Genomic DNA, 19887 nt, shown 5'->3' on the forward strand with positions numbered 1-19887 from the left:
ATTTCATATTGACCTTTTAGTCGAAATGACATAAAAGTGCAATTGACATAAAACGGACAGCTGCCCGTCGTAATGAAATCCTGCTGCTACAAACCCATGTGAGGTCATTGATGCCATCCCTTCTTCATCTCGATTCCAGCATACTCGGGGAAAACTCGGTGAGTCGGGCGCTTTCGGCGGCGGTGGTAGCACGGCTCCAGTCTCTCGATCCGATGATTGAAGTGGTCTATCGCGACCTTGCGGCTCAACCGATCCCGCACCTGTCGGGCAAATACGTGGGCGTGGTCCGGGCGGGCCTGGAAGCCGGCCAGGATGCTGCATTGAAGGCGGACCTTGCGTTTGGGGCAAACATTCTAGATGAGTTTTTGGCCGCAGACACGGTCGTTCTCGGCGTCGCGCAGTACAATTTCAGCGTGCCCAGCCAGCTGAAGGCGTGGATCGATCGCATCGCGGTCCCCGGCAAAACCTTCCGTTACACGGAAAAGGGACCCGAAGGTCTCCTTGGCAGCAAACGCGTCATTATAGCTCTTGCGCGCGGCGGCTTTTACGGACCGGGCTCCCGCGCCGAGAGTTTCGAGCACACGCTGAGTTATTTGAAGAGCGTGTTCGCCTTCGTCGGGATCGTTGATCCGGAAGTCATCACCGCCGACGGCGTCAATATCAGCGCCCAGCAGCGCGAGGTATCGCTAAAGGCGGCGCAGGCAGAGATCAGTACCCTTGCGATAGCATAAGTGTTTGACCTGCATCGCGAGTTCTCGATCATGGCGCAGGAACGAGTTTTCCGATTTGCTTGAAAGGGACATGCATTTTCGGATGCGAGAACGACACGCCGTCCAACGATCTTTTTCAACTTTCGTGGTGAAGTTTCAAGATGGACATGGCAATCGTTCCATGGCGCGGTGCTGACAGAACCCTACCGATCAATTGCACGGCTAAACCAACCCTAGTTTAATCCTGATGTTGTAACGCCAAGTTCCTTCGAGAGGCTGTTTGGTGGTCTCCGGCAAAGCGCGAGCTACTCGTAACATCAACAGCGGTCCTCACGGGTGAACACCGACTTCGATCACGGCCTTGACCAAGCCAGACTTGTCGCCTGTCCAACGCGCCATAGCGTCAGGTATGTGCTCCAGCGACGTCCGATGGGTCACCAGCTTCGACACCGGAACGGCACCGTTCAGTATCGAAGCCGCAACGTGCTCGAAATCTCCGCGTAATGCATTGCGGCTGCCGATCAGCATCATTTCGCGTTTGTGGAACTCCGGATCAGAGAACCGGATGATGTCCTTCACGATGCTGACGAGGACAAGCGTGCCGCCATGCGCAACGTAACCGAAGGCCGCCTCCATCGACCTTGCATTGCCGGTGGCGTCGAACACGACGTCGAAACCGTCATTACCAGTGCACGAGCAAGATCTTTCCGACATGTCGAATGCTTCTAAGTCAAGCTGTCGTTTGGCAAATTCCAGCCTGTCCTGCGCGGTGTCCGCAATCGCAACCCCGTACCCCGCGAGCCTGGAAAACAGGGCTACGCCCAGACCAATTGGCCCAGCGCCGATGACAAGGCTCCGTCTTCCCTTCTCCGCCAGAGACCGGCGTACGGCATGCGCGCCGATGGCCAGGAATTCCACCGCCGCGGCGTCGCTTAGCGAAAGCCCGGCCGTGGAATAGAGATTGCCGGCGGGAACCAGCATCCGCTCGCACATACCACCGTCGCGGTGCACGCCGAGCACCTCGATTTTGACGCAGCAGTTCGGTTTTCCCTGACGGCACGCGACGCATTCGCCGCAGGCAAGATATGGATTGACATAGACCTCCTGTCCGACGGGAATGCCGACGTCGTCGCCAACTGCAATTACCGTACCGGAAACCTCGTGCCCCATGATGCGCGGATAGGCAAGAAACGGATGCTTTCCCTCAAAAATGTGAAAGTCCGTTCCGCAAATGCCGACTCGCTCTACCGCCAGAAGTGCCCATCCCTTGCGCGGAATTTCGGGTTCAGGGCGATCTTCGAGCACGAGATTGCCGGGAGCAACACAGACAGCGGCTTTCATCGTGCCAATCCTTGAGTGCAAATGCGTTTTGCAAGAGCCCGCCGGAAAGCCGTCGGGCTCTTCGGGTTTATTCGAAATCCTCGATGTTTTCCGGCGTGACGAGCCCCGCCCCAGTGTCGACGTTGGCGTCTACCGGGTCACCATGGATAGCCTTTACCACGGTCGCGATACCAAGCTCACCCATCTTCGCCGGAAATTGCGCGACGCTCGCATCTTCCGTTCCGGCCTTGATCGCTTCAAGTTCGCCGCAACAGGCGTCAAAACCCACCAGAATGATTTCGTCGTTGGCAATGTTCGCATTAGCGAGCGATTTGACGGCTCCGGGAATGGGCGGACCACAGGCCGCGTAGATCGCCTTCAGATCCGGATTGGCCGTCAAGATGTCTTCGGTGACGGAGGTGCCGAGTTCGAGCGTGCAGTTGGTCGCACCCTTGGCGACGACGTCGACCTTGACGTCGCCCAAACCCTCCATCATCCCGGTGACGCGTTCGTCCAGCGCCGGCACGCCCGGCACGCCTTCGAGAATTGCGATCTTGTCGCCGTCCTTGAGCTTGGTCTTCAGAAACTCGCCGGCGATCTTGCCGCCGTTGAGGTTGTTGGTGGACACCAGTGCCGTCTGGCCCTTCCAGCCCGGGATGCTGTTGTCGACCAGCACCACCTTGATGCCAGCGGCGACGGCCTTGTCGAGCGCCGGTGCGACGGTGGGGTCGACGGGCGTGATCGCCAATCCCTTGACGCCTTGCGTGACCATCGATTCGATCAGGGCGATCTGGCCTTCGATGTCGGTAGCTGACTGACCTTGGCCGGTGACGAGCTCGATCCCGGGGTGGTCGGCAGCGTATTTTTTGGCGGCCTCCTCCATCGTCGAATAGAACGGCACCGGAAATTTGGTGATCAATCCGATCTTGACGCTCTCGGCGGCAGCCGCCGGATTGGCCATAACGGCGACCAGCGCCGGTCCCATAAAGAACTGCAGTTTCATCGCGCTTCCTCCCTGTTTTGACGGGCCATGACGGTCTCCTCGCGGCCGTCTTTCGAACCCGCAATTTTTTCGGCTCAGGCCCCGACGATCATCGAGACCAGTTCCTGTTTGTTGTCGCGTGTCGGAACGAGCTCGCCGACTCTCCGCCCTTGTCTGAGCACCACGGCTCGACCGGCAAGTTCCGTCACGTGCTCCATGTTGTGGGTGATCAAAATGATCGCATTTCCGCGGTCGCGCAGCGCGCCGATGAGGTCGAGCACCTTGCGAGATTCGCGCAGGCCGAGCGCCGCGGTCGGTTCGTCCAGGATGACCACCTTGCGGGCAAAGACCGCCGAACGGGCGACGGCAATGGCCTGGCGCTGTCCGCCGGACATCAACGCCACGACCGCGTCGAGGTGGGGCAGCGACACATTGAGCGATTGGATCAACGAGCGCGTCTGCTCGTCCATCCTCCGCTTGTTGAGGAAGCGCATGGCGCGCGGTAGCCATTTCGGACCGGCAATCTCGCGTCCGGCGAAGAAGTTCTGGGCCGGGGTAAGGTTGTCGAAGAGCGCGAGGTCTTGATAGACAGTCTCGATGCCGGCCGACCGCGCGTCGGCGGGCGACCGCAGAACGTTGGCCGCGCCGTCTATCACGACGTCGCCTGCGTCCAGCCGGTGGACGCCGCTGATGCACTTGATAAGCGTGGATTTGCCCGCGCCGTTGTCTCCGAGCAGGGCGAGGATCTCGCCGCGATTGACGTCGATGCTGACGTCGTCGAGCGCAACCACCGAGCCGAAACGTTTGCAAGCGCCACGGACGGACAGCACCGGATGTTGCGGATGTGCGGCGAGCTGGTGCTGTGTCATGGTCCGGTCTCCGCCCGCAGCACACGCATGCGGGACTCGAGATGATTGCGCAGGACGTCGGCCTCGACGGCGACGACGATGACAAGGCCGATGACGATCAGCTGGTAAAACACTCCGACGTTCAAGAGATTGAGGGCGTTGCGGATCACGCCGATCATGATCGCTCCGATCAAGGCATGGCCGATGTGCCCGCGACCCCCGAGAAAACTAGCTCCGCCGATGATGACCGCGGCTGTGGTGTCGAGCTCCAGTAGATTGCCGAACAGCGGCGATCCCGCATCAGTGCGGCCGGCGAGAAGTACGGCTCCTATGCCTGCGCAGGTCCCCGAAATGACGTAAGTCGAAACCAAGACCGCGGAAACCGGAATGCCCATGCGGACGGCGGCGTCGGCCCTGCCGCCCACGGCATACATCCAGCGGCCCCAGACCGTCGACTGCGTCAGGACAAACATCAGCCCCGCAACCCCCGCGACCACGAACACCGACCCGGGAAGCCCGGCAAATGCCTCCTGGCCCAAGCTCCGGATGGCTGGTGGCATCCCCGGAATGGCGCGGCCGTCGGCAAGCTGGAGGGCGATGCCTTTGGCGATGCTGAGCGTCGCCAATGTGATGATAAACGGGTGCGGCAGGCGTCCGTAGACATAAAACAGGCCGTTGACGGCACCGACGGCCGCGCCGGCCGCGACCATTACGGCAACGACCATCAACGTCGAAGCGCCGGCGTGAAAGCTCAGCGCCCCGAGCACCGAAGCCAGTGCGAGGTTCGATCCGACCGAAAGGTCGATCCCCTTGGTCAGGATGACCAGATGCTGTCCCATGGCGACGACGCAGATCACCGCGGTCTGGGCCAGGATGTTGCCAATATTGCGCGGTGACAGAAAGTATGGCGACAGGAGGCTCAAGACCAAAACCAGCCCGATCAAAATGAGGACCGCGCCGGCGCCGAGCATCTTGAGGCCAACGGCGACCGCGATGTGCTCGCTGTTCGCAACAGCGGCGGCGCGTGGTTCAGCGACTTCTCGTTCAAGCGGTTCGTCCATCCCCGTCAACACAACCTCCTGATGACAATGCAACCCGGGGTTTGTATTCTTATCGATAAAAAGCCGCAGGACTGGACGAACGTCAAGTTGTTTTTTATAAGTAATATGCAACCCAAAAAGACAGGCGCATCTTGTGAAACCCGATTCAGTTTTCAAGAAAGCTTTCAACCGTACGCTGCAACTGATCGAGGCCGGCGACGTCGACATCGGCGCAACCTCCGAGAACGCTCTGCGGGCAAGGATCGGCGTCAGCCGCACCACCGTGCGCAAGGTGCTTAGCGAGCTCGATGCCCGCGGCATAACGCAGGCGTCCGGCAACGGGCCGAGGGCTGGCAGGCCCATACTGAAATCCGACTATTTTCCCGATCTGGAGACGACATCGAAACGCCAGCATGTCGAAGAACAGTTCATGGAGTGGATGCTGCGCGGGGACACTCAGCCCGGCTCGCTTATAAACGAGCTTCAGCTCGCCAGACAGTTTGGGGTGGCCACCAACGGCGTCCGCGAATTCCTGATCCGCTTCAGCCGGTTCGGACTCATCGAAAAAAAGCAGAATTCTGGCTGGCTGTTCAAGGGATTCACCGAGGAGTTCGCGCTCGAACTTTTCGAGATCCGCGTCATGTTCGAGTTGCGCTCGGCGGTCCTCTTCGCCGAACTACCCGATGACTCGCCCTTGTGGACGGAACTTGCCGAACTGAAGACGGCGCACCAACAGTTGCTGCTGGAAATCGGCCGGCGCTTCCACGATTTTTCGCGGTTGGACAATCGCCTGCACCGCCTCATAAATCGCGCTGCGCCGAACCGTTTCATCGACGACTTCTATGACGTGATCACCCTGATCTTCCACTACCACTACCAGTGGAACAAGAAAGATGAACTGCAGCGCAACGAGGCAGCGATCGGCGAGCACCTCGCCTACATCGACGCACTGTTCAGCGGAGACACGCACGAAATCGAGCGCACGTGTTTGCGCCACATGACCTCGGCGCGGACGACGTTGGTCCGCTCGCTTCAGGGGGCGGCCTGAGCTTCCCCCTGTGCCGTTCAAATGGCGCAGGCAACGCTCGATTCCCTCACCCATGGTGGTGGCCAGGTGAAAGCCGTTGCCGGCTCCTGGGAAATCGCACGATAGGCTGCGTCACCCTCCCCAATGAAATCAGGCGGCTGCCATTTTTCGAATTGACTATCTCGTCATTATGATTTTATAGTCAATGTTGAGGAATGGGATCGGAGGAGAACCGTCAATGAAGCTGCAAGCCTCGCGCGATGTCGCGATCCGGCCGTTTATCTGCGGCCTCCAAATCGAACATTCCGACTCGCGGACCGCTAGGACATGTTAGGTATTAGATCTGGGATGAACCGGCAGGTTCTCAGGACCATCCTCGTTGCCTTGCCCAAGGTGCTCAATCATACAGCCTCCCGCAACCCGGCCTTCCGGGAACGGCTGAAGCAGCGCGACATAGTGGTATGGATCGGCCTGCAGGACGCCAGTCTTGGCCGTATCGTGGAAATCCGAGACGGCAGATTCCGCTCCCGTGCGGGTTCGGCAGCCGAGGCCGAAGTGGTCATGTCCTTCAAGGACGTTGCGACCGCCTTGAAACTCCTGCTACCCAATCGCGATCAGGGCGAGATCATCCACGCTGCCAAGAATTTCAAAGTGGTGACCACCGGGTCGGACGAGTTGGTTGTCTGGTTCATGCAGACTCTCAACATGAGCGAGACCGCCGGCCTGCCCATGGGCACGCCCATGCCCGACGGAAGCCTTCGCTACACCACCTGCACTAATGGCGGCCCGCTGTTCGTTTACGTTAAGGATAGCCGGATTCTGCGGGTTTCTCCTATCGAGTTCGACCACACCGACCCATCCACCTGGGTGATCGAAGCCCGTGGGCGCAAGTTCAGCCCACCCCGCCGCGCCCTGGTCGCGCCGCACGCCCTGACCATGAAATCGCTGGTCTATTCGGACAAGCGCATTCTTCATCCGATGAAGCGGGTGGATTTCGATCCCGCTGGCGAACGCAATCCCCAGAACCGAGGAAAATCCGGCTACGTGCGGATCAGCTGGGATGAGGCGCTGGGCATCGTCGCCACGGAGATTAACAGGCAGAAGCGCGTACACGGACCGGGTTCGATCACCTTTCCGATGTCGTCCCACCACCAGTGGGGAAACGTGGGCTACTACCTGAGCTCGCTGATGCGGTTCGCCAACCTGATCGGCTTCACCCGCGTCGCCGCCAACCCGGATAGCTGGGAGGGCTGGTATTGGGGCGCCATGCACCATTTCGGCAATTCAATGCGGGTCGGCGTGCCTGCGGGCTATGGCGGGGTGGAAGACTGCCTCAAGGAAGCCGAGATGATCGTCTTCTGGTCCTGCGATCCCGAAAGCACCAATGGAGCCTATGCGGGGTTTGAGGGCACGACGCGTCGACTATGGGCCAAGGAACTCGGCATCGAGTTCGTGCACATAGACCCGCACTGCAATCCGACAGCCCAGCTGCTGGGTGGACGCTGGTTTCCCGTCCGTCCCCAGACGGACGCTGCCCTGGCGCAGGCAATTATGCACGTTTGGGTCACGGAAGGCCTCTATGACGAGGAGTACGTCGCCACTCGCACCACCGGCTTCGACGAATGGAAGGCCTACCTATTGGGCGAAACCGATGGCGTCTCCAAGAGCCCTGAATGGCAGGAATCCGAGACCGGCGTCCCCGCCAGGGACGTGCGCGCTCTTGCCCGCAAGTGGGGCGGTAAGAAGGTCTATCTGGCCGTCGGAATGACCGGCACGGGATTCGGTGGCGCAGGCCGCGGCGCGACCGGAGCCCAGTGGGCGCGCTGCATGATCATGATGATGGCCATGCAGGGCTGGGGCAAGCCGGGCGTCAATTTCGGCGGCCTCCAGATCGGCGTGCCTCACGACCTACATTTCTATTTTCCGGGCTACGCCGATGGCGGGATCTCCGGTGAGCTGGCTTGGACCGGGAATGCGGTTAACAACTATCAGCGCATGCCACACATATTGACGATGAATCCTGTCAAGCAGATGGTGCCGCGTCAGCAACTGCCCGACGCGATCATAAATGGCGAGGCTACCGGCTATCTCTGGGACGGCATTGCCCAGGAGGCGCAGTTTGCGCCCTTCAGGTATCCTATGCCGGGCTACTCGCCGATTCACATGATCTACCGCTACGGCGGATCGTCCCTGAGCACCGTCACTCGATCGGGGCGCTGGGTGGAGGCCTATCGACACGAGAGCATCGAGTTCGTGGTGAACCAGTCCATCTGGATGGAGGGCGAGGCCCAGTTCGCCGATATCATCCTGCCGGCCTGCACTTCACTGGAGCGCTGGGACATCGGCGAATGGGCGAATTCCGGAGGTTACGCCCATCACGGCGTCAACGTCGTCAACCATCGCGTCATCACCATGCAGCATAAGTGCATCGAGCCGTTGGGCGAATCTCGATCCGACTATGACATCTTTACCGCTATCCTGACCCGGCTGGGCCTGGGCGCGGTCTTCACCGAGGGCTGCAGCGAGCTCGACTGGGTCAAGCGGGTGTTCGATTCGTCAGATCTGCCCGGCGAAATCTCCTGGAAGAAATTCTGCCGCAAGGGCTACTACGTCGTGCCGCCCGAAAAGCCAGAGCTGCGCCAGCCCGTCGACATGCGCTGGTTTGCCGAGGGAAGGCGCAAAGATCTACCAGAACCGCTCCCGATGCCATCGCAGTATGCCAAAGAGTTCGGCATGGGCCTGCAGACTCCGAGCGGCAAGCTGGAATTCGTGCCCGCGGTCCTCAAGCGGAACACGGCGGGCAATCCGGACCGGCCACCGGTCAATCGCTACATCCCATCCTGGGAAGGGCTGCGCAGCACCGGGCTGGTTGAGCGCTATCCGCTGCAGATGATCGCTACGCATAGCCGCTACAGCTTCCACACCAGCATGGATGGCAAGAACAGCGCGGTCAATCAGGTGGAAGACCACCGCGCCCTGATTGCCGGCCATCGATTTTGGTTGCTGCGTCTCAATCCCGCCGATGCCGCCAAGCGCGGTATCGGCCAGCGTGACCTGGTGAAAATCTTCAACGACCGCGGCGCGGTGATCTGTGCTGCCGACATTTCGCCCTTGGTAACTCCGGGTGTTGTGAAGTCTTCAGAGGCGAGCGCGGAATTCCAGCTTGTCGATTTCGCAGGAGAGACCGTGGAGATCGGCGGCTGCCTGAACATGCTCACCCCGGACCGATCGCAGACCAGCGGAACCAGCAGCATGGCTCCCAATTCCTGCCTTGTGCAAATCGAGAAGTGGCGGAACGCTGACACGTTCAAGATGAATTGCGCAGCATAGGAGGAAGCCCATGAGCAAGTGGAACCTGATCATCAATGTTGGCCGCTGCGAGAATTGCCACAATTGCGTCATCGCGCACCGCGATGAACATGTCGGAAACGATTTCCCCGGCTACGCGGCCCCGGCCGCAGCCGTCGGAGATAGCCCCATCCGCATCCTGCGCCGTACACAGGGCAGCGCACCCATGGTGGAGACCACCTATCTGCCGGTGATGTGCAATCATTGCGACGACGCACCCTGCATTCGCTACGCCGGCGACGCCATCCGCAAACGCGACGATGGTCTCGTCATCATCGATCCGGTCATGTCGTATGGCCGCACGGACATCGTCGGCTCCTGTCCCTATGGCGCAATCGTCTGGAATGACGAGCAACAGGTGCCGCAGACCTGGATCTTTGATGCCCACCTGCTGGATCAGGGTTGGCAGCGGCCCCGATGTCAACAGGTCTGCCCGACGGATGTCTTCGAGGCGGTGAAGCTCGATGACGCCGCCATGGAGCGGATGGCGGTCGCCGAGGGGCTCAAGGTGCACAAGCCCGAGCTCGAGACCAAACCCCGCATCTGGTACCGGGGCCTGGAACGGTGGGAGACATGCTTCGTCGGCGGTAGCGTCAGCGCCGACCTCACCGCGGCGGTCGAATGCATCGAGGGGGCGGACGTCACCCTGTCCCAGGGAGGCAAGGTTCTCGCGAGGACGGTCACCGACGGCTTCGGCGACTTCCGCTTCGACAATTTGGCCGGGGATGGAGGCGCGTATCGCGTCGAAGTTTCCCATGACCATGGCAGTGCCTGGCGCGACTGTGTCCTGTGCGAGAGCGTCTATCTGGGCGAACTACGGTTGAACCTACTCGAGGAAACAAAGGACCAAGATGGCAGTAGAGCCGGGCAACAAGCCTCGCCCGATTCTCAGTGTGACAGAGACATTATGGGCGATCTGGGAACGGAAAGAAGCCGTCGCATCACTAATGTGCAGGTGCCGCAGCTGCCGGAATGAGCCAGCGCGGATCTATAGGGAGGAAGATAACCATGCTCGCAACAAACCCCAGTGACTTCGGGCGCTCCGTTGTCGCTCTGCGCGATGTCGAGACATTCGAGCAAATCCCGCTGCGGGAGCGTAACCTCCCGGCGAGCACCTACGAGATGCTTGCGCGCGGCGCTGCTATCGCGCCGGATCAGCGTGCCCTGTCCTTCTTTCTGCGCGCTGACGACTTCCGTGATCCCTTCGTCTGGACGCATGCCGAACTCCTCGCTGACATCACGAGGACAGCCAATGCCCTCCGGCGGCTGGGGATCGGCCGCGACGACGTGGTCGCCTTCGTGCTGCCCAATCTGCCCGAAACGCATTTCGTGATCTGGGGCGGCGAGGCGGCGGGCATCGCCTTTGCGATCAATCCGCTGCTTGAATCGGGACAGATTTCCGAGCTCCTCATTGCCGGAAAGGTAAAATGGCTGGTGACGCTGGCGCCCGCCCGGGGGACCGACATCTGGGAGAAGACGGTCAAAGCCGCGGCAAATGTGCCGAGCTTGCAGGGAATTCTCTCCGTGAATTCAAGTCGCTATTTTCGCGGCACCGCCGATGAGGCGGCGGAGGTCCGGTCGAAGGTTCCGAGTGTTGACGGTTTTTCCATCCCGATTCTCAGCCTGGAAGAGGAAATGGGCGCCGAACGGGGCGACGCGTTAACCTTCGAAATGCCCAGACCCGGAGATATCTCATCATACTTCTGCACAGGCGGCACAACCGGACTGCCCAAGATCGCCGCGCGCACCCATTTCTCGGAAGTGTTCGACGCCTGGTGTACCCAGGCCCTCATCGGGAGTGCGTTCGCCCCGGGAAAGACGATCTTCTGCGGCCTGCCGCTCTTCCACGTCAATGGGCAGTTGGTGACGGGCCTCATCCCCTGGTCGCAAGGCGGACATGTCGTCATGGGCACGCCGCAGGGCTATCGCGGCGAGGGAGTTATTCCGTCCTTCTGGGAGATCATCGAACACTATCGGATCGTGGCCTTCTCGGGCGTTCCGACTGTATATTCCGCACTCCTGCAGGTGCCTGTCGGCGGCCGCGACATTTCAAGCATCGGCTACGGTTTCTGCGGCGCGGCTCCGATGCCCGTGGAACTGTTCCGCGCTTTCGAAAAGACGACGGGGATTCGCATTCTGGAGGCCTACGGCCTGACGGAAGGCGCCTGTGTTTCCAGTGTCAATCCTCCCGAAGGAGAGCGACGCATCGGCTCGATCGGCCTGCGCCTCCCCTACCAGCAAATGGCAGTGGTCAGACTTGACGATTCCGGCGGCTTCACCGGATTCGCCTGGACGGAAGAGGTCGGAGTCCTCGCGATCCGCGGGCCGAATGTCTTTGCCGGTTACATCAATGCGGAACACAACAAGGGTCTCTGGCTCGAGATTGACGGCGAGCGTTGGCTGAACACAGGCGATCTCGCCCGCCAAGACGCGGACGGCTACTTCTGGCTGACGGGTCGCTTGAAGGAACTCATTATCCGCGGCGGCCACAATATCGATCCCAAGGTGATCGAAAATGCAGTGCAGGATCATCCGGCGGTGCAACTCGCCGCAGCGGTTGGACGACCCGATGAGCGCGCCGGAGAAGTGCCGGTGCTCTACGTTCAGTTGAAGCCGGTGACGATTGCATCGGAAGCGGATCTGCTTGCCCACGCCGTCGGCCGTATTCCCGAACGGGCTGCGCATCCCAAATCGGTTCGGATTCTGGCCGCGCTGCCCGTCACACCCGTCGGCAAGATCTTCAAACCAGCATTGTCGATGCTGGAGATCGAGGATGTCGTCCGTCAGGTGGCGGCGTCGGCCGGCGTGAAGCTCGCATCCCTCTCTGTCATCCAAGACGCCCGGCTCGGACTGCTCGCAAGAATTGCGGCCGAGGGCGATCCAGACTCACTCCGCGAAAAACTGGGTCGCTACGCCTTTAAGGCGCAATTCCTCTGAAAATTCGCGAGAAGAAAAGGACGTCAATCATGGCGATCAATCTTGCCCGTTACCAGATCGGGCCGCTAGCATTCTCTTGGATTAACCAGCAGTCAGGACCTCAGTCATGAATGCTCAACCTCGGATACCCGTCACCAACCTTCAGCACCATGTCTTCTACGTTACCGATCTGGAACGCTCAAAAGCTTTCTATATCAAACTCTTCGACCTGCAGTTCTCCGCTCTCAATCACCCGGACAGCAGCGCCGCAATGCGTTTGTCACAACAGGAAATGCATTTCTTCTCCTTCGGCTTCCACCATCACGACATCTGCCTGGTGAAGCATCACAAGCTGAAGATGGACAACAATTCGATGCTGCACTTCGCGCTGACTGTGAAGGACGCCAAGGCATTCGACGATGTGAGGAGCCGCGCACAAGACATGGGATTATCGATCCGCGAAGGACGCATACTTGCCTCCGCGCGTCCGGCCTCGCGTTCCTTTTTCCTTCAGGACCCGGACAAGCACTGGATTGAGATTATTGAGGAGCCCAGCAGATGAGCAAGAGCACATTCGTTCCCCCGAACGTCCTGCCCCCATTCAAGCTGCGCTTCGCAGGCCTCCTGAAGCGGAAATGGTTCCGCGAAATGGTGCTGTTGTGGCCGACGCTAACGAAGCGGCGGTTCTCCAACAAGACTGAAGACTATGGCGTCTTCAAGCCATCGCTCGTTTCTCATATCAGACAGCTCTCCATCTATGTGCGGGACATCGCGCGAAGCCGGGCCTGGTACGAGAGAGTTGCCGGCATGACCCACAGCCGCACTTGCGAGCCCGAACCACACCCGTTCAAGGAAGGCTGGCGTATCCGCTGCTGCTATATGAGTGCAATTGAGCACGAGGAATGCCTCGTGCTCGTCGAAGAATACGACCCCACCGGCAGGATTACCGTCCCTTCGGGCATGAGCTTCTTCCATTTCGCGCTCGAGGTGAAAGGAAACCAATTGGAGGATGTGCTGGCCTTTGCCAAGCAACAGCAGGCCGACGGATTCCAGTTGAACTACGGTCCAGTCCGCCACAACAGCGAACCGCCTTTGGGCGACGGCGAGACCGGCGGCAACGTCGCCTGCTACCTCTACGATCCCGACTGGCACAATGTCGAATTCTGCGGCGCGATGGATACGATCGAGAATTATCGTGCGCGATACGGAGACCTCAAGGGCAAGGACCGTGCTTGACCCCGCTGCGACCCTCAAAAGGCGCTGTGAGCGGACATTCGAGCCGCTCTTTAAGTGGCCCTTTCAAAGAAAGGAAATGAAATGGTAGTTAGACTGACGCGTTTCACGATCGGCGGCGAACCCTTGTGGGGAATTTTGGACGGAGATGAGATTGCGCCGCTCGAGGGCACCTTCGTCTCGACCGCCGACATCCTGCGCCTTCCTCCGGCTGAGCTTAAGACGCTGGCAGGCGCTATGCGTTTTCCGATCAGCTCTGCAAACATTCTGAGCCCCGTCACGGCCCCGGCGCAGATCGTCTGCCAGGGATTGAACTATGCAGATCACGCGGATGAGTCGGGCCATGCGCCGCGCCAGAAGAACCTGCTCTTCATGAAGGCCGCCTCCTCGTTGTCTGGAGCGTTCGATCCGGTCATCCGGCCAGCCGGATGTCAGATGCTCGACTACGAAGTGGAACTCGGGCTCGTCTTGAAGCGACCGCTAGGTGCCGGCGATCACGTCACCCGAGAGACCCTCGGCGATTTCATCGGCGGACTCGTCTTGTGCAACGACGTGTCAGCCCGCGACCTCATGTTCGGTGAAGCCTTCTTGCAGTGGTTCCGCGGCAAAAGCGCCCGGACCTTCTGCCCCTGCGGTCCTTGGCTGGTCATTCCGGAAGCGGACGAAGTAGCGGATCTGCTCGACAGGATTGAGATCCGTCTCTGGCTGAACGACGAATTGCGTCAGTCGGCCCATACACGGGACTTCGTCTTTCGCCCAGAAACCTGCCTCAACGACATTGCGTCCCTGATGGACCTGTCTGCAGGCGATCTCGTCCTGACCGGGACGCCGGGCGGCGTGATCCTGCAAGCGAGCGCGCCGCTGGCCCAGATTCTGACGACCAAGCTCTTCAAGGATTCAGAACGGAAGGATGCGATCGTCCGGGAAGCGACCGCGCACACACGTTATTTGGCGCCGGGGGACATTATGCGCGCCGAAATGCACACCGATGACAGCGCCGTCGATTTTGGCCGGCAATTGCTTGAAATCGTGGACGCGTGATCTCGGCGGGACCGAGGCCGCACACCATCGCCGACTGCATCACCGCCTTATCGGCGGAGGTGTGAAGGGCTCGAGGCTCGCCTTCTGGTCTAGCCCATAATCTATAGGCAGCCGGCTGGTTGGAGGAAAGGCGCAGGGGTGCGCAGGGGCCGCGGGCAAGGTGAGACATGCCCATTTCCTTGCGCTTTGCGGAAATACGAGACGTCCCGGAGGAGGAGACCCGCATGAAAACTATTAATTTGTTGACCATATTCAACTGTCTTCTAGTCACGCCGGCGGTGGCAGGAGGCTTCGATATTCTGGGGCAGCCGAATGATGCACTCTTCGAGGCAGGGCGGTACGTCGAATTCGGGCTCGGCCTTGCCAGCCCGAACGTGGAAGGGCAGATCACAGCCGCCGGGCCCCCGTTTGCTTCGAGGGACACGGCGCCCACATTGCCATTCTACACTGGCGCCTTTAAGGCCGATTTCAACGAGGAATTCTCAGGAGCGGTCATCGTAGACAATCCTTATGGGCGCAAACTCGAGTATGACGGCGGGCCGCTGTCCGGCCTGTCGGGAAAAGTCGAGTCGATCGCGATCACAGGTTTGCTGCGCTACAAGTTCACGGATCGTTTCAGTGTCTACGGCGGCCCCAGACTGCAGCGCATGGGCGGCAACACGGATATCTCGGTTTTCGTGGGCGGCGTTCCCGCCGGTTTCGGCAACGTCACCTTTGACGACTCCTGGGCCGTGGGCTACGTGGTCGGTGCGGCCTTTGAAATCCCGGAGGCCCATGTCCGGGCCGCAGTCACATACAATTCCGCGATCGACTACGATTTCGACACCTCAGGCGCCTATGAAGGGACTACGCAGGTCGAGACTCCGCAATCGGTTAACATCGAACTCCAGGCCCCGATCAGTCACTCGACGCTGCTCTTCGCGACGGTTCGCTGGGCCGAATGGAGCGAACACACGATCAATCCGCCGGGCTATCCTTTGGGATCGCTCACCCACTTCAACGACACGACGACCTACATGCTCGGCGTGGCACAGATGTTTAGCGAGAAATGGTCGGGATTCACGTCCCTTACATACGAGCCCTCAACTGAGGTATCGGCTGAAGGGCCGCTCGACGCAACGGACGGTTTGTGGGGTCCCACACTTGGGGCAATCTACACGAAGGACCAGACGAAAATGACGGTCGCTGTTAGCTATTTTCAGTTCGGGGATGCTTCGGGTTCTTTCGGAGACTTTACGGACAACGATCTAATCAGTGCGGCCGTGAAAGTGGGGTATTCGTTTTGACCTGGTTGCCGGATACGCCGCAGTATCTCGAGAGGTTATCCACCCGCGCACGTCCATTCAAAGAGCTCAGGGTCGCACTAGGATTCAGTATGCCTCGCGGCGATATTTGGCTGTGTGTGACGCTGCTGAGAAGATTGGGAAGCACTGAGCCAAAGCATTTATCTATTAATACACGCGGTACCCTGACCGCCCGCCGCAGCGGTATCCGCCTTCTTTGTTGCGGCAACGAACGCATGCCTTGCTGATTTGCGCTAATAGGCAACCGTGCGATTATTTCCAACTACGTTCAACGTTGCCTGGCTTTGCGGGCAGCATAGCGTCGATCGCGTTCCGCCTTCCTTTCGGCTTCATCGGTAAGAACGCGTGCGATGCGATTTCTTGCGTCAGCTTCGCGTGCGTCGGCCTCCGCTGAGGCGGCACAAGCTATGGCATCGGCCTCTGCGATCTGAAGCGCGAAGTCTTCCTGCAATGATCGTTCCCGATCTGCTCGTCTTGCTTCACGTGCCGCGGCAATTGCTTCCCGTTCGGCGCGTTTGGCAACCATATCGGGGTCACTCGGTTTTGGTGCGGCCTCGAACTTTTTGAGAAGCTGTTCTTTCGCCTGTGCTGCGGCTGCACGGCGTTCACTCAATTCTTTGAGGTTTTTCAATCGAAGTTCGTCCTATGGGTGTTGCAACGGTTCGCTTTTGAACCGACTGCCGAAAAAAAGGCCAGGCACGAGCCCAGCCTCTGTTTAATGCATTATCGCAATGATGCCATCACTGTGGCCATTGCAAGGCCACCGTCGACTACGCAGCGCTCAATTGATCCGCTGACATCTTACCCGACTTTTTGTCGCGAACCAGCTCATAGTTGATTTTCTGACCTTCAACGATTTCGCGCATACCTGCACGTTCCACGGCAGAGATATGAACGAACGCATCGGTGCCCCCGTCATCAGGCTGGATAAAACCAAAGCCCTTTGTGGAATTGAACCATTTAACTGTACCCGTGGCCATCATGAGCCTCCATGTAACAACAACAATTGAGCATCGTGCGGGTGCACAATGACCACTTCTATCGAGTTTTGAAGGAGAAGCGCTGACGCGTCTACACGCGAAAGACAAAGTTCAACGATCCAAAATTCAATGCCTTAGTGATATAGCTCTATGCCTGACCAATCAACTCGATTAATGCAACAAACCTCAAACAGACCTTTCCTTAATCGGCGAGACATCGGCGATCATGGCTTCTGCTGTGATCAGGAGCCCCGCAATGGAGCCCGCATCCTGGAGGGCCGTTCGAACAACCTTGGCCGGATCAACGATGCCCGCCTCAATCATATCGACGTAGAGCTCGGTCTGCGCATTGAATCCGTGATTGGACTTCTTGCTTTCCAGGAGGATCCCAACCACGATCGAGCCCTCGGCCCCGGAATTCTCGGCGATCTGCCTGACAGGCGCTTCGAGTGCTTTAAGGACGATCGAAATGCCCGCCGTCACGTCAGCATTTGCTCCAGTGAGCGCGGATAACGCTGCCTTGGCGCGCAAAAGTGCCACGCCACCACCCGCCACGATTCCCTCTTCCACCGCCGCACGTGTCGCGTTCAACGCATCATCGATGCGGTCCTTCTTTTCCTTTACTTCGATTTCGGTTGCGCCACCCACACGAATGACCGCGACGCCGCCAGAGAGTTTCGCCAGGCGTTCCTGGAGCTTTTCCTTGTCGTAGTCCGAGGTCGTCTCCTCGATTTGTACACGGATTTGCTGGACACGGGCGGCGATGCCGGCTTTGTCCCCGGAGCCATCGACGATTGTGGTGGATTCCTTATCGATCAGCAGGCGTTTTGCCCGTCCGAGCATATCGATCGTGACACTCTCGAGCTTAATACCGAGATCCTCGGAAATCACCTGGCCGCCGGTAAGGACTGCGATGTCTTCCAACATCGCTTTGCGACGATCGCCGAAGCCCGGAGCCTTGACGGCTGCGACTTTGAGACCACCGCGCAGCTTGTTGACGACAAGGGTTGCCAAGGCTTCGCCTTCAACGTCCTCGGATATAATCAATAACGGCTTTCCACTCTGGACCACGGCTTCGAGGATTGGCAACAGCGCCTGAAGGTTGCCGAGCTTCTTCTCGTGGAGAAGGATGTAGGCATCTTCGAGTTCTACCCGCATCTTGTCGGCATTGGTAACAAAATAGGGCGAGAGATAGCCGCGATCGAACTGCATGCCCTCGACGACTTCGAGTTCCGTCTCCGCGCTTTTTGCTTCCTCGACTGTGATTACACCTTCATTGCCCACCTTTTTCATGGCCTTGGCGATCATCTTGCCTACCGTCGTATCGCCATTGGCGGCAATTGTGCCGACCTGAGCAATCTCATCCGAAGACTCGACTTTCTTCGCACGGGCCTGGATGTCTCTGACGACGGCGACGACGGCGAGGTCGATACCGCGCTTCAAATCCATCGGGTTCATTCCGGCTGCTACGAGTTTTGCCCCCTCGCGCAAAATGGACGCTGCAAGCACCGTTGCTGTGGTGGTGCCGTCGCCCGCAAGGTCGTTGGTCTTTGAGGCTACCTCGCGCACCATCTGCGCGCCCATATTCTCGAACTTGTCGGAAAGCTCGATTTCTTTGGCGACCGTCACGCCATCCTTCGTAATGCGTGGCGCACCAAAGGAGCGGTCAATGATGACATTGCGGCCTTTCGGGCCGAGCGTCACCTTGACGGCGTTGTTCAGAATTTCGACACCGCGCAGAATCCTGTCGCGAGCGTCGATGGAAAACTTGATTTCTTTGGCAGACATGTTGGTTGGTCCAGTTCATTCTTAACATGGGGAAAAGTGCAGATCGCCCACCCTGGGCGCTGTTCCTACAGGTTACTTCGTCTCGACGATGCCCATAATATCGGTCTCCTTCATGATCAGGAGATCCTCGCCGTCAATCTTGACTTCAGCACCGGTCCATTTGCCGAAGAGGACAGTCTCACCGGCTTTGACGTCGAGCGAGATCAGTTTGCCGCTTTCGTCGCGGGAACCCGGGCCGGCAGCAACGACTGTGCCTTCCTGCGGTTTTTCCTTGGCGTTGTCGGGAATGATGATCCCGCCCTTGGACTTTATATCGCCTTCAGCGCGCCGAATGACGACGCGGTCGTGAAGTGGCCGGAATTTCATGAGGGAACTCTTTCTGTGGCCAGCCCAATGTGGTCCACGCGCCTTTTGTACACTCATTGGCACTCGAATGATAGGAGTGCCAGCGAGCGTATCAAAGTGCCCGGATTAGCGGTGAAATCCAAGAACACATGAACCATGCTAATTCAGCGAGATCAATTATTTAGACAGCTGCACCCCAATGTCTGCCTTGCCATTTTCGGACCGAACCATGCACCTGTATTATTACGCTCTATGCTTGGTCGAGCAGAGACCGTGTCATACAAAAGCTTCAACGCATTTTGCACGTCGGGTAGACGATACCGCGTTTAGCGTGACCGGCACCTTTGTAGATATCGGCTTCCCTTGCGGCATCGACAAATGCTGTTCGGGCGAGGTCTCCGGCTACATTCCCTTCAAGTGCTTCCAGGCAGGCTTGTCGAGCGAGTCCGTGAAGTCGTCCACGTTTGCCTGGCCATTCGCTCAGCAGGAATGCAACTGCCCGACGCTGAGATCGTAATCTCACAGCCATTCTGGCCAGCATATTTGACTGCAGAGCGCATCGCCAAGGCACCGAAGCTCAAACTGGCGCTGACGGCGGGAATAGGATCGGATCACGTCGATCTTCAGTCTTGGAGCGGCAAGCCTCCTCGACCCTTCCGCGGTGGAAACGGCGGTCGCGGGACACGTAGCAGTCATGTCAGCACTGGGGGGGGAAGAACACGGTGGAGAGTTCCAAAGACAGCGATCCCTAGCCCACCTTTTTTCTTCTTCGCCTCATGACGTGCCACGACCTCCTTGAGGTGGGTAACAACACGCCGGTTGTGGTCCGCAGTTTTGAGCGAAATGTCTTCCTTTTCGCCAGACCGCGATGTTCGATGGGCCTTGTCGTAGCCACCTTCAAGTACAGCAGCGATGGCTTCGTAATCGACGATGACCTGCTCGAGGCGGTCACATTATGGCCTGTCATCGGTATTTCTTCATCAATTTTCCCAGTTCTGTTTCCAC

18 protein-coding genes and 1 pseudogene are annotated in these 19887 nt (G+C 59.0%); 10 read left to right on the top strand and 9 right to left on the bottom strand.

All coding sequences use genetic code 11. The annotated features are described in order from the left end of the window. The first annotated feature begins 110 nt into the window (after positions 1 to 110). Entirely contained in the window at positions 111 to 731 is a 621-nt protein-coding gene (locus CU102_RS04110) for an FMN-dependent NADH-azoreductase (RefSeq protein WP_106709686.1), read from the top strand. Positions 732 to 1040: 309 nt separating this feature from the next. Here the strand turns inward: CU102_RS04110 and CU102_RS04115 are convergent, their stop codons facing one another. The 4 genes from CU102_RS04115 to CU102_RS04130 all read right to left on the bottom strand — a co-directional run bounded on the left by CU102_RS04115 (position 1041) and on the right by CU102_RS04130 (position 4831). Beyond that, a complete protein-coding gene (locus CU102_RS04115) occupies positions 1041 to 2051 on the bottom strand; it encodes a zinc-binding alcohol dehydrogenase family protein (protein WP_106709687.1) in 1011 nt (336 codons plus the stop codon). A 67-nt stretch (positions 2052 to 2118) separates the two neighbouring features. Further along, a complete protein-coding gene (locus CU102_RS04120; RefSeq protein ID WP_106709688.1) occupies positions 2119 to 3033 on the bottom strand; it encodes a sugar ABC transporter substrate-binding protein in 915 nt (304 codons plus the stop codon). A gap of 74 nt (positions 3034 to 3107) precedes the next feature. Continuing rightward, a complete protein-coding gene (locus CU102_RS04125; RefSeq protein WP_106709689.1) occupies positions 3108 to 3881 on the bottom strand; it encodes an ATP-binding cassette domain-containing protein in 774 nt (257 codons plus the stop codon). Next, positions 3878 to 4831: an ABC transporter permease gene (locus tag CU102_RS04130; protein WP_106709951.1), complete on the bottom strand. Its 954-nt coding sequence runs from the start codon at positions 4829 to 4831 to the stop codon at positions 3878 to 3880. The genes CU102_RS04125 and CU102_RS04130 overlap by 4 nt, the downstream gene beginning before the upstream one ends. Positions 4832 to 5054: 223 nt before the next feature. On the opposite strand from CU102_RS04130, the gene CU102_RS04135 reads away from it, so the two are divergent. The 8 genes from CU102_RS04135 (at position 5055) to CU102_RS04170 (ending at position 15751) form a co-directional block, all read left to right on the top strand. Beyond that, complete coding sequence (locus tag CU102_RS04135; protein ID WP_106709690.1) at positions 5055 to 5948, top strand: GntR family transcriptional regulator; 894 nt, start codon at positions 5055 to 5057, stop codon at positions 5946 to 5948. Between the two features lie 327 nt (positions 5949 to 6275). Continuing rightward, positions 6276 to 9257, top strand: a complete 2982-nt coding sequence (locus CU102_RS04140; protein WP_106709691.1) for a molybdopterin-dependent oxidoreductase — start codon at positions 6276 to 6278, stop codon at positions 9255 to 9257. 10 nt (positions 9258 to 9267) lie between these two features. After that, a complete protein-coding gene (locus tag CU102_RS04145; RefSeq protein WP_106709692.1) occupies positions 9268 to 10251 on the top strand; it encodes a 4Fe-4S dicluster domain-containing protein in 984 nt (327 codons plus the stop codon). A 32-nt stretch (positions 10252 to 10283) separates the two neighbouring features. Beyond that, the gene (locus CU102_RS04150) at positions 10284 to 12212 is read left to right on the top strand and encodes an acyl-CoA synthetase (RefSeq protein ID WP_106709693.1); all 1929 of its coding nucleotides are present in this window, start codon (positions 10284 to 10286) and stop codon (positions 12210 to 12212) included. A gap of 106 nt (positions 12213 to 12318) precedes the next feature. Next, on the top strand, positions 12319 to 12753 hold the full coding sequence (locus CU102_RS04155; RefSeq protein WP_106709694.1) for a VOC family protein: 435 nt from the start codon (positions 12319 to 12321) through the stop codon (positions 12751 to 12753). Continuing rightward, positions 12750 to 13427, top strand: coding sequence for a VOC family protein (locus CU102_RS04160; RefSeq protein ID WP_106709696.1), 678 nt, complete (start codon positions 12750 to 12752; stop codon positions 13425 to 13427). Before CU102_RS04155 ends, CU102_RS04160 begins: the two co-directional genes overlap by 4 nt. An 81-nt stretch (positions 13428 to 13508) precedes the next feature. Next, entirely contained in the window at positions 13509 to 14465 is a 957-nt protein-coding gene (locus tag CU102_RS04165) for a fumarylacetoacetate hydrolase family protein (RefSeq protein WP_106709697.1), read from the top strand. 224 nt (positions 14466 to 14689) lie between these two features. Then, positions 14690 to 15751 carry an OmpP1/FadL family transporter gene (locus CU102_RS04170; RefSeq protein ID WP_106709698.1) on the top strand — a complete coding sequence of 354 codons (1062 nt, stop codon included), beginning with the start codon at positions 14690 to 14692 and terminating at the stop codon, positions 15749 to 15751. A gap of 286 nt (positions 15752 to 16037) precedes the next feature. Here the strand turns inward: CU102_RS04170 and CU102_RS04175 are convergent, their stop codons facing one another. The 5 genes from CU102_RS04175 to CU102_RS04195 all read right to left on the bottom strand — a co-directional run bounded on the left by CU102_RS04175 (position 16038) and on the right by CU102_RS04195 (position 19423). Next, positions 16038 to 16400 (bottom strand): DUF6481 family protein, encoded by a 363-nt coding sequence (locus CU102_RS04175; protein ID WP_106709699.1) that lies wholly within the window; start codon positions 16398 to 16400, stop codon positions 16038 to 16040. Between the two features lie 139 nt (positions 16401 to 16539). Then, positions 16540 to 16749, bottom strand: a complete 210-nt coding sequence (locus CU102_RS04180) for a cold-shock protein (protein ID WP_106709952.1) — start codon at positions 16747 to 16749, stop codon at positions 16540 to 16542. 186 nt (positions 16750 to 16935) lie between these two features. Next, entirely contained in the window at positions 16936 to 18537 is a 1602-nt protein-coding gene (gene groL / locus CU102_RS04185) for a chaperonin GroEL (RefSeq protein ID WP_106709700.1), read from the bottom strand. A 72-nt stretch (positions 18538 to 18609) separates the two neighbouring features. Beyond that, positions 18610 to 18903: a co-chaperone GroES gene (locus CU102_RS04190; RefSeq protein WP_106709701.1), complete on the bottom strand. Its 294-nt coding sequence runs from the start codon at positions 18901 to 18903 to the stop codon at positions 18610 to 18612. A gap of 268 nt (positions 18904 to 19171) precedes the next feature. Beyond that, the gene (locus CU102_RS04195; RefSeq protein ID WP_106709703.1) at positions 19172 to 19423 is read right to left on the bottom strand and encodes a DUF982 domain-containing protein; all 252 of its coding nucleotides are present in this window, start codon (positions 19421 to 19423) and stop codon (positions 19172 to 19174) included. On the opposite strand from CU102_RS04195, the pseudogene CU102_RS30255 reads away from it, so the two are divergent. Then, positions 19375 to 19512 (top strand): annotated as a pseudogene (locus CU102_RS30255) (NAD-dependent formate dehydrogenase); the annotation flags it as partial. The gene CU102_RS04195 and the pseudogene CU102_RS30255 sit on opposite strands and share 49 nt — an antisense overlap. Positions 19513 to 19887: the final 375 nt, after the last annotated feature.

Origin of the sequence: Phyllobacterium brassicacearum (assembly GCF_003010955.1) — a bacterium.
GTDB classification, from domain to species: Bacteria; Pseudomonadota; Alphaproteobacteria; order Rhizobiales; family Rhizobiaceae; genus Phyllobacterium; species Phyllobacterium brassicacearum.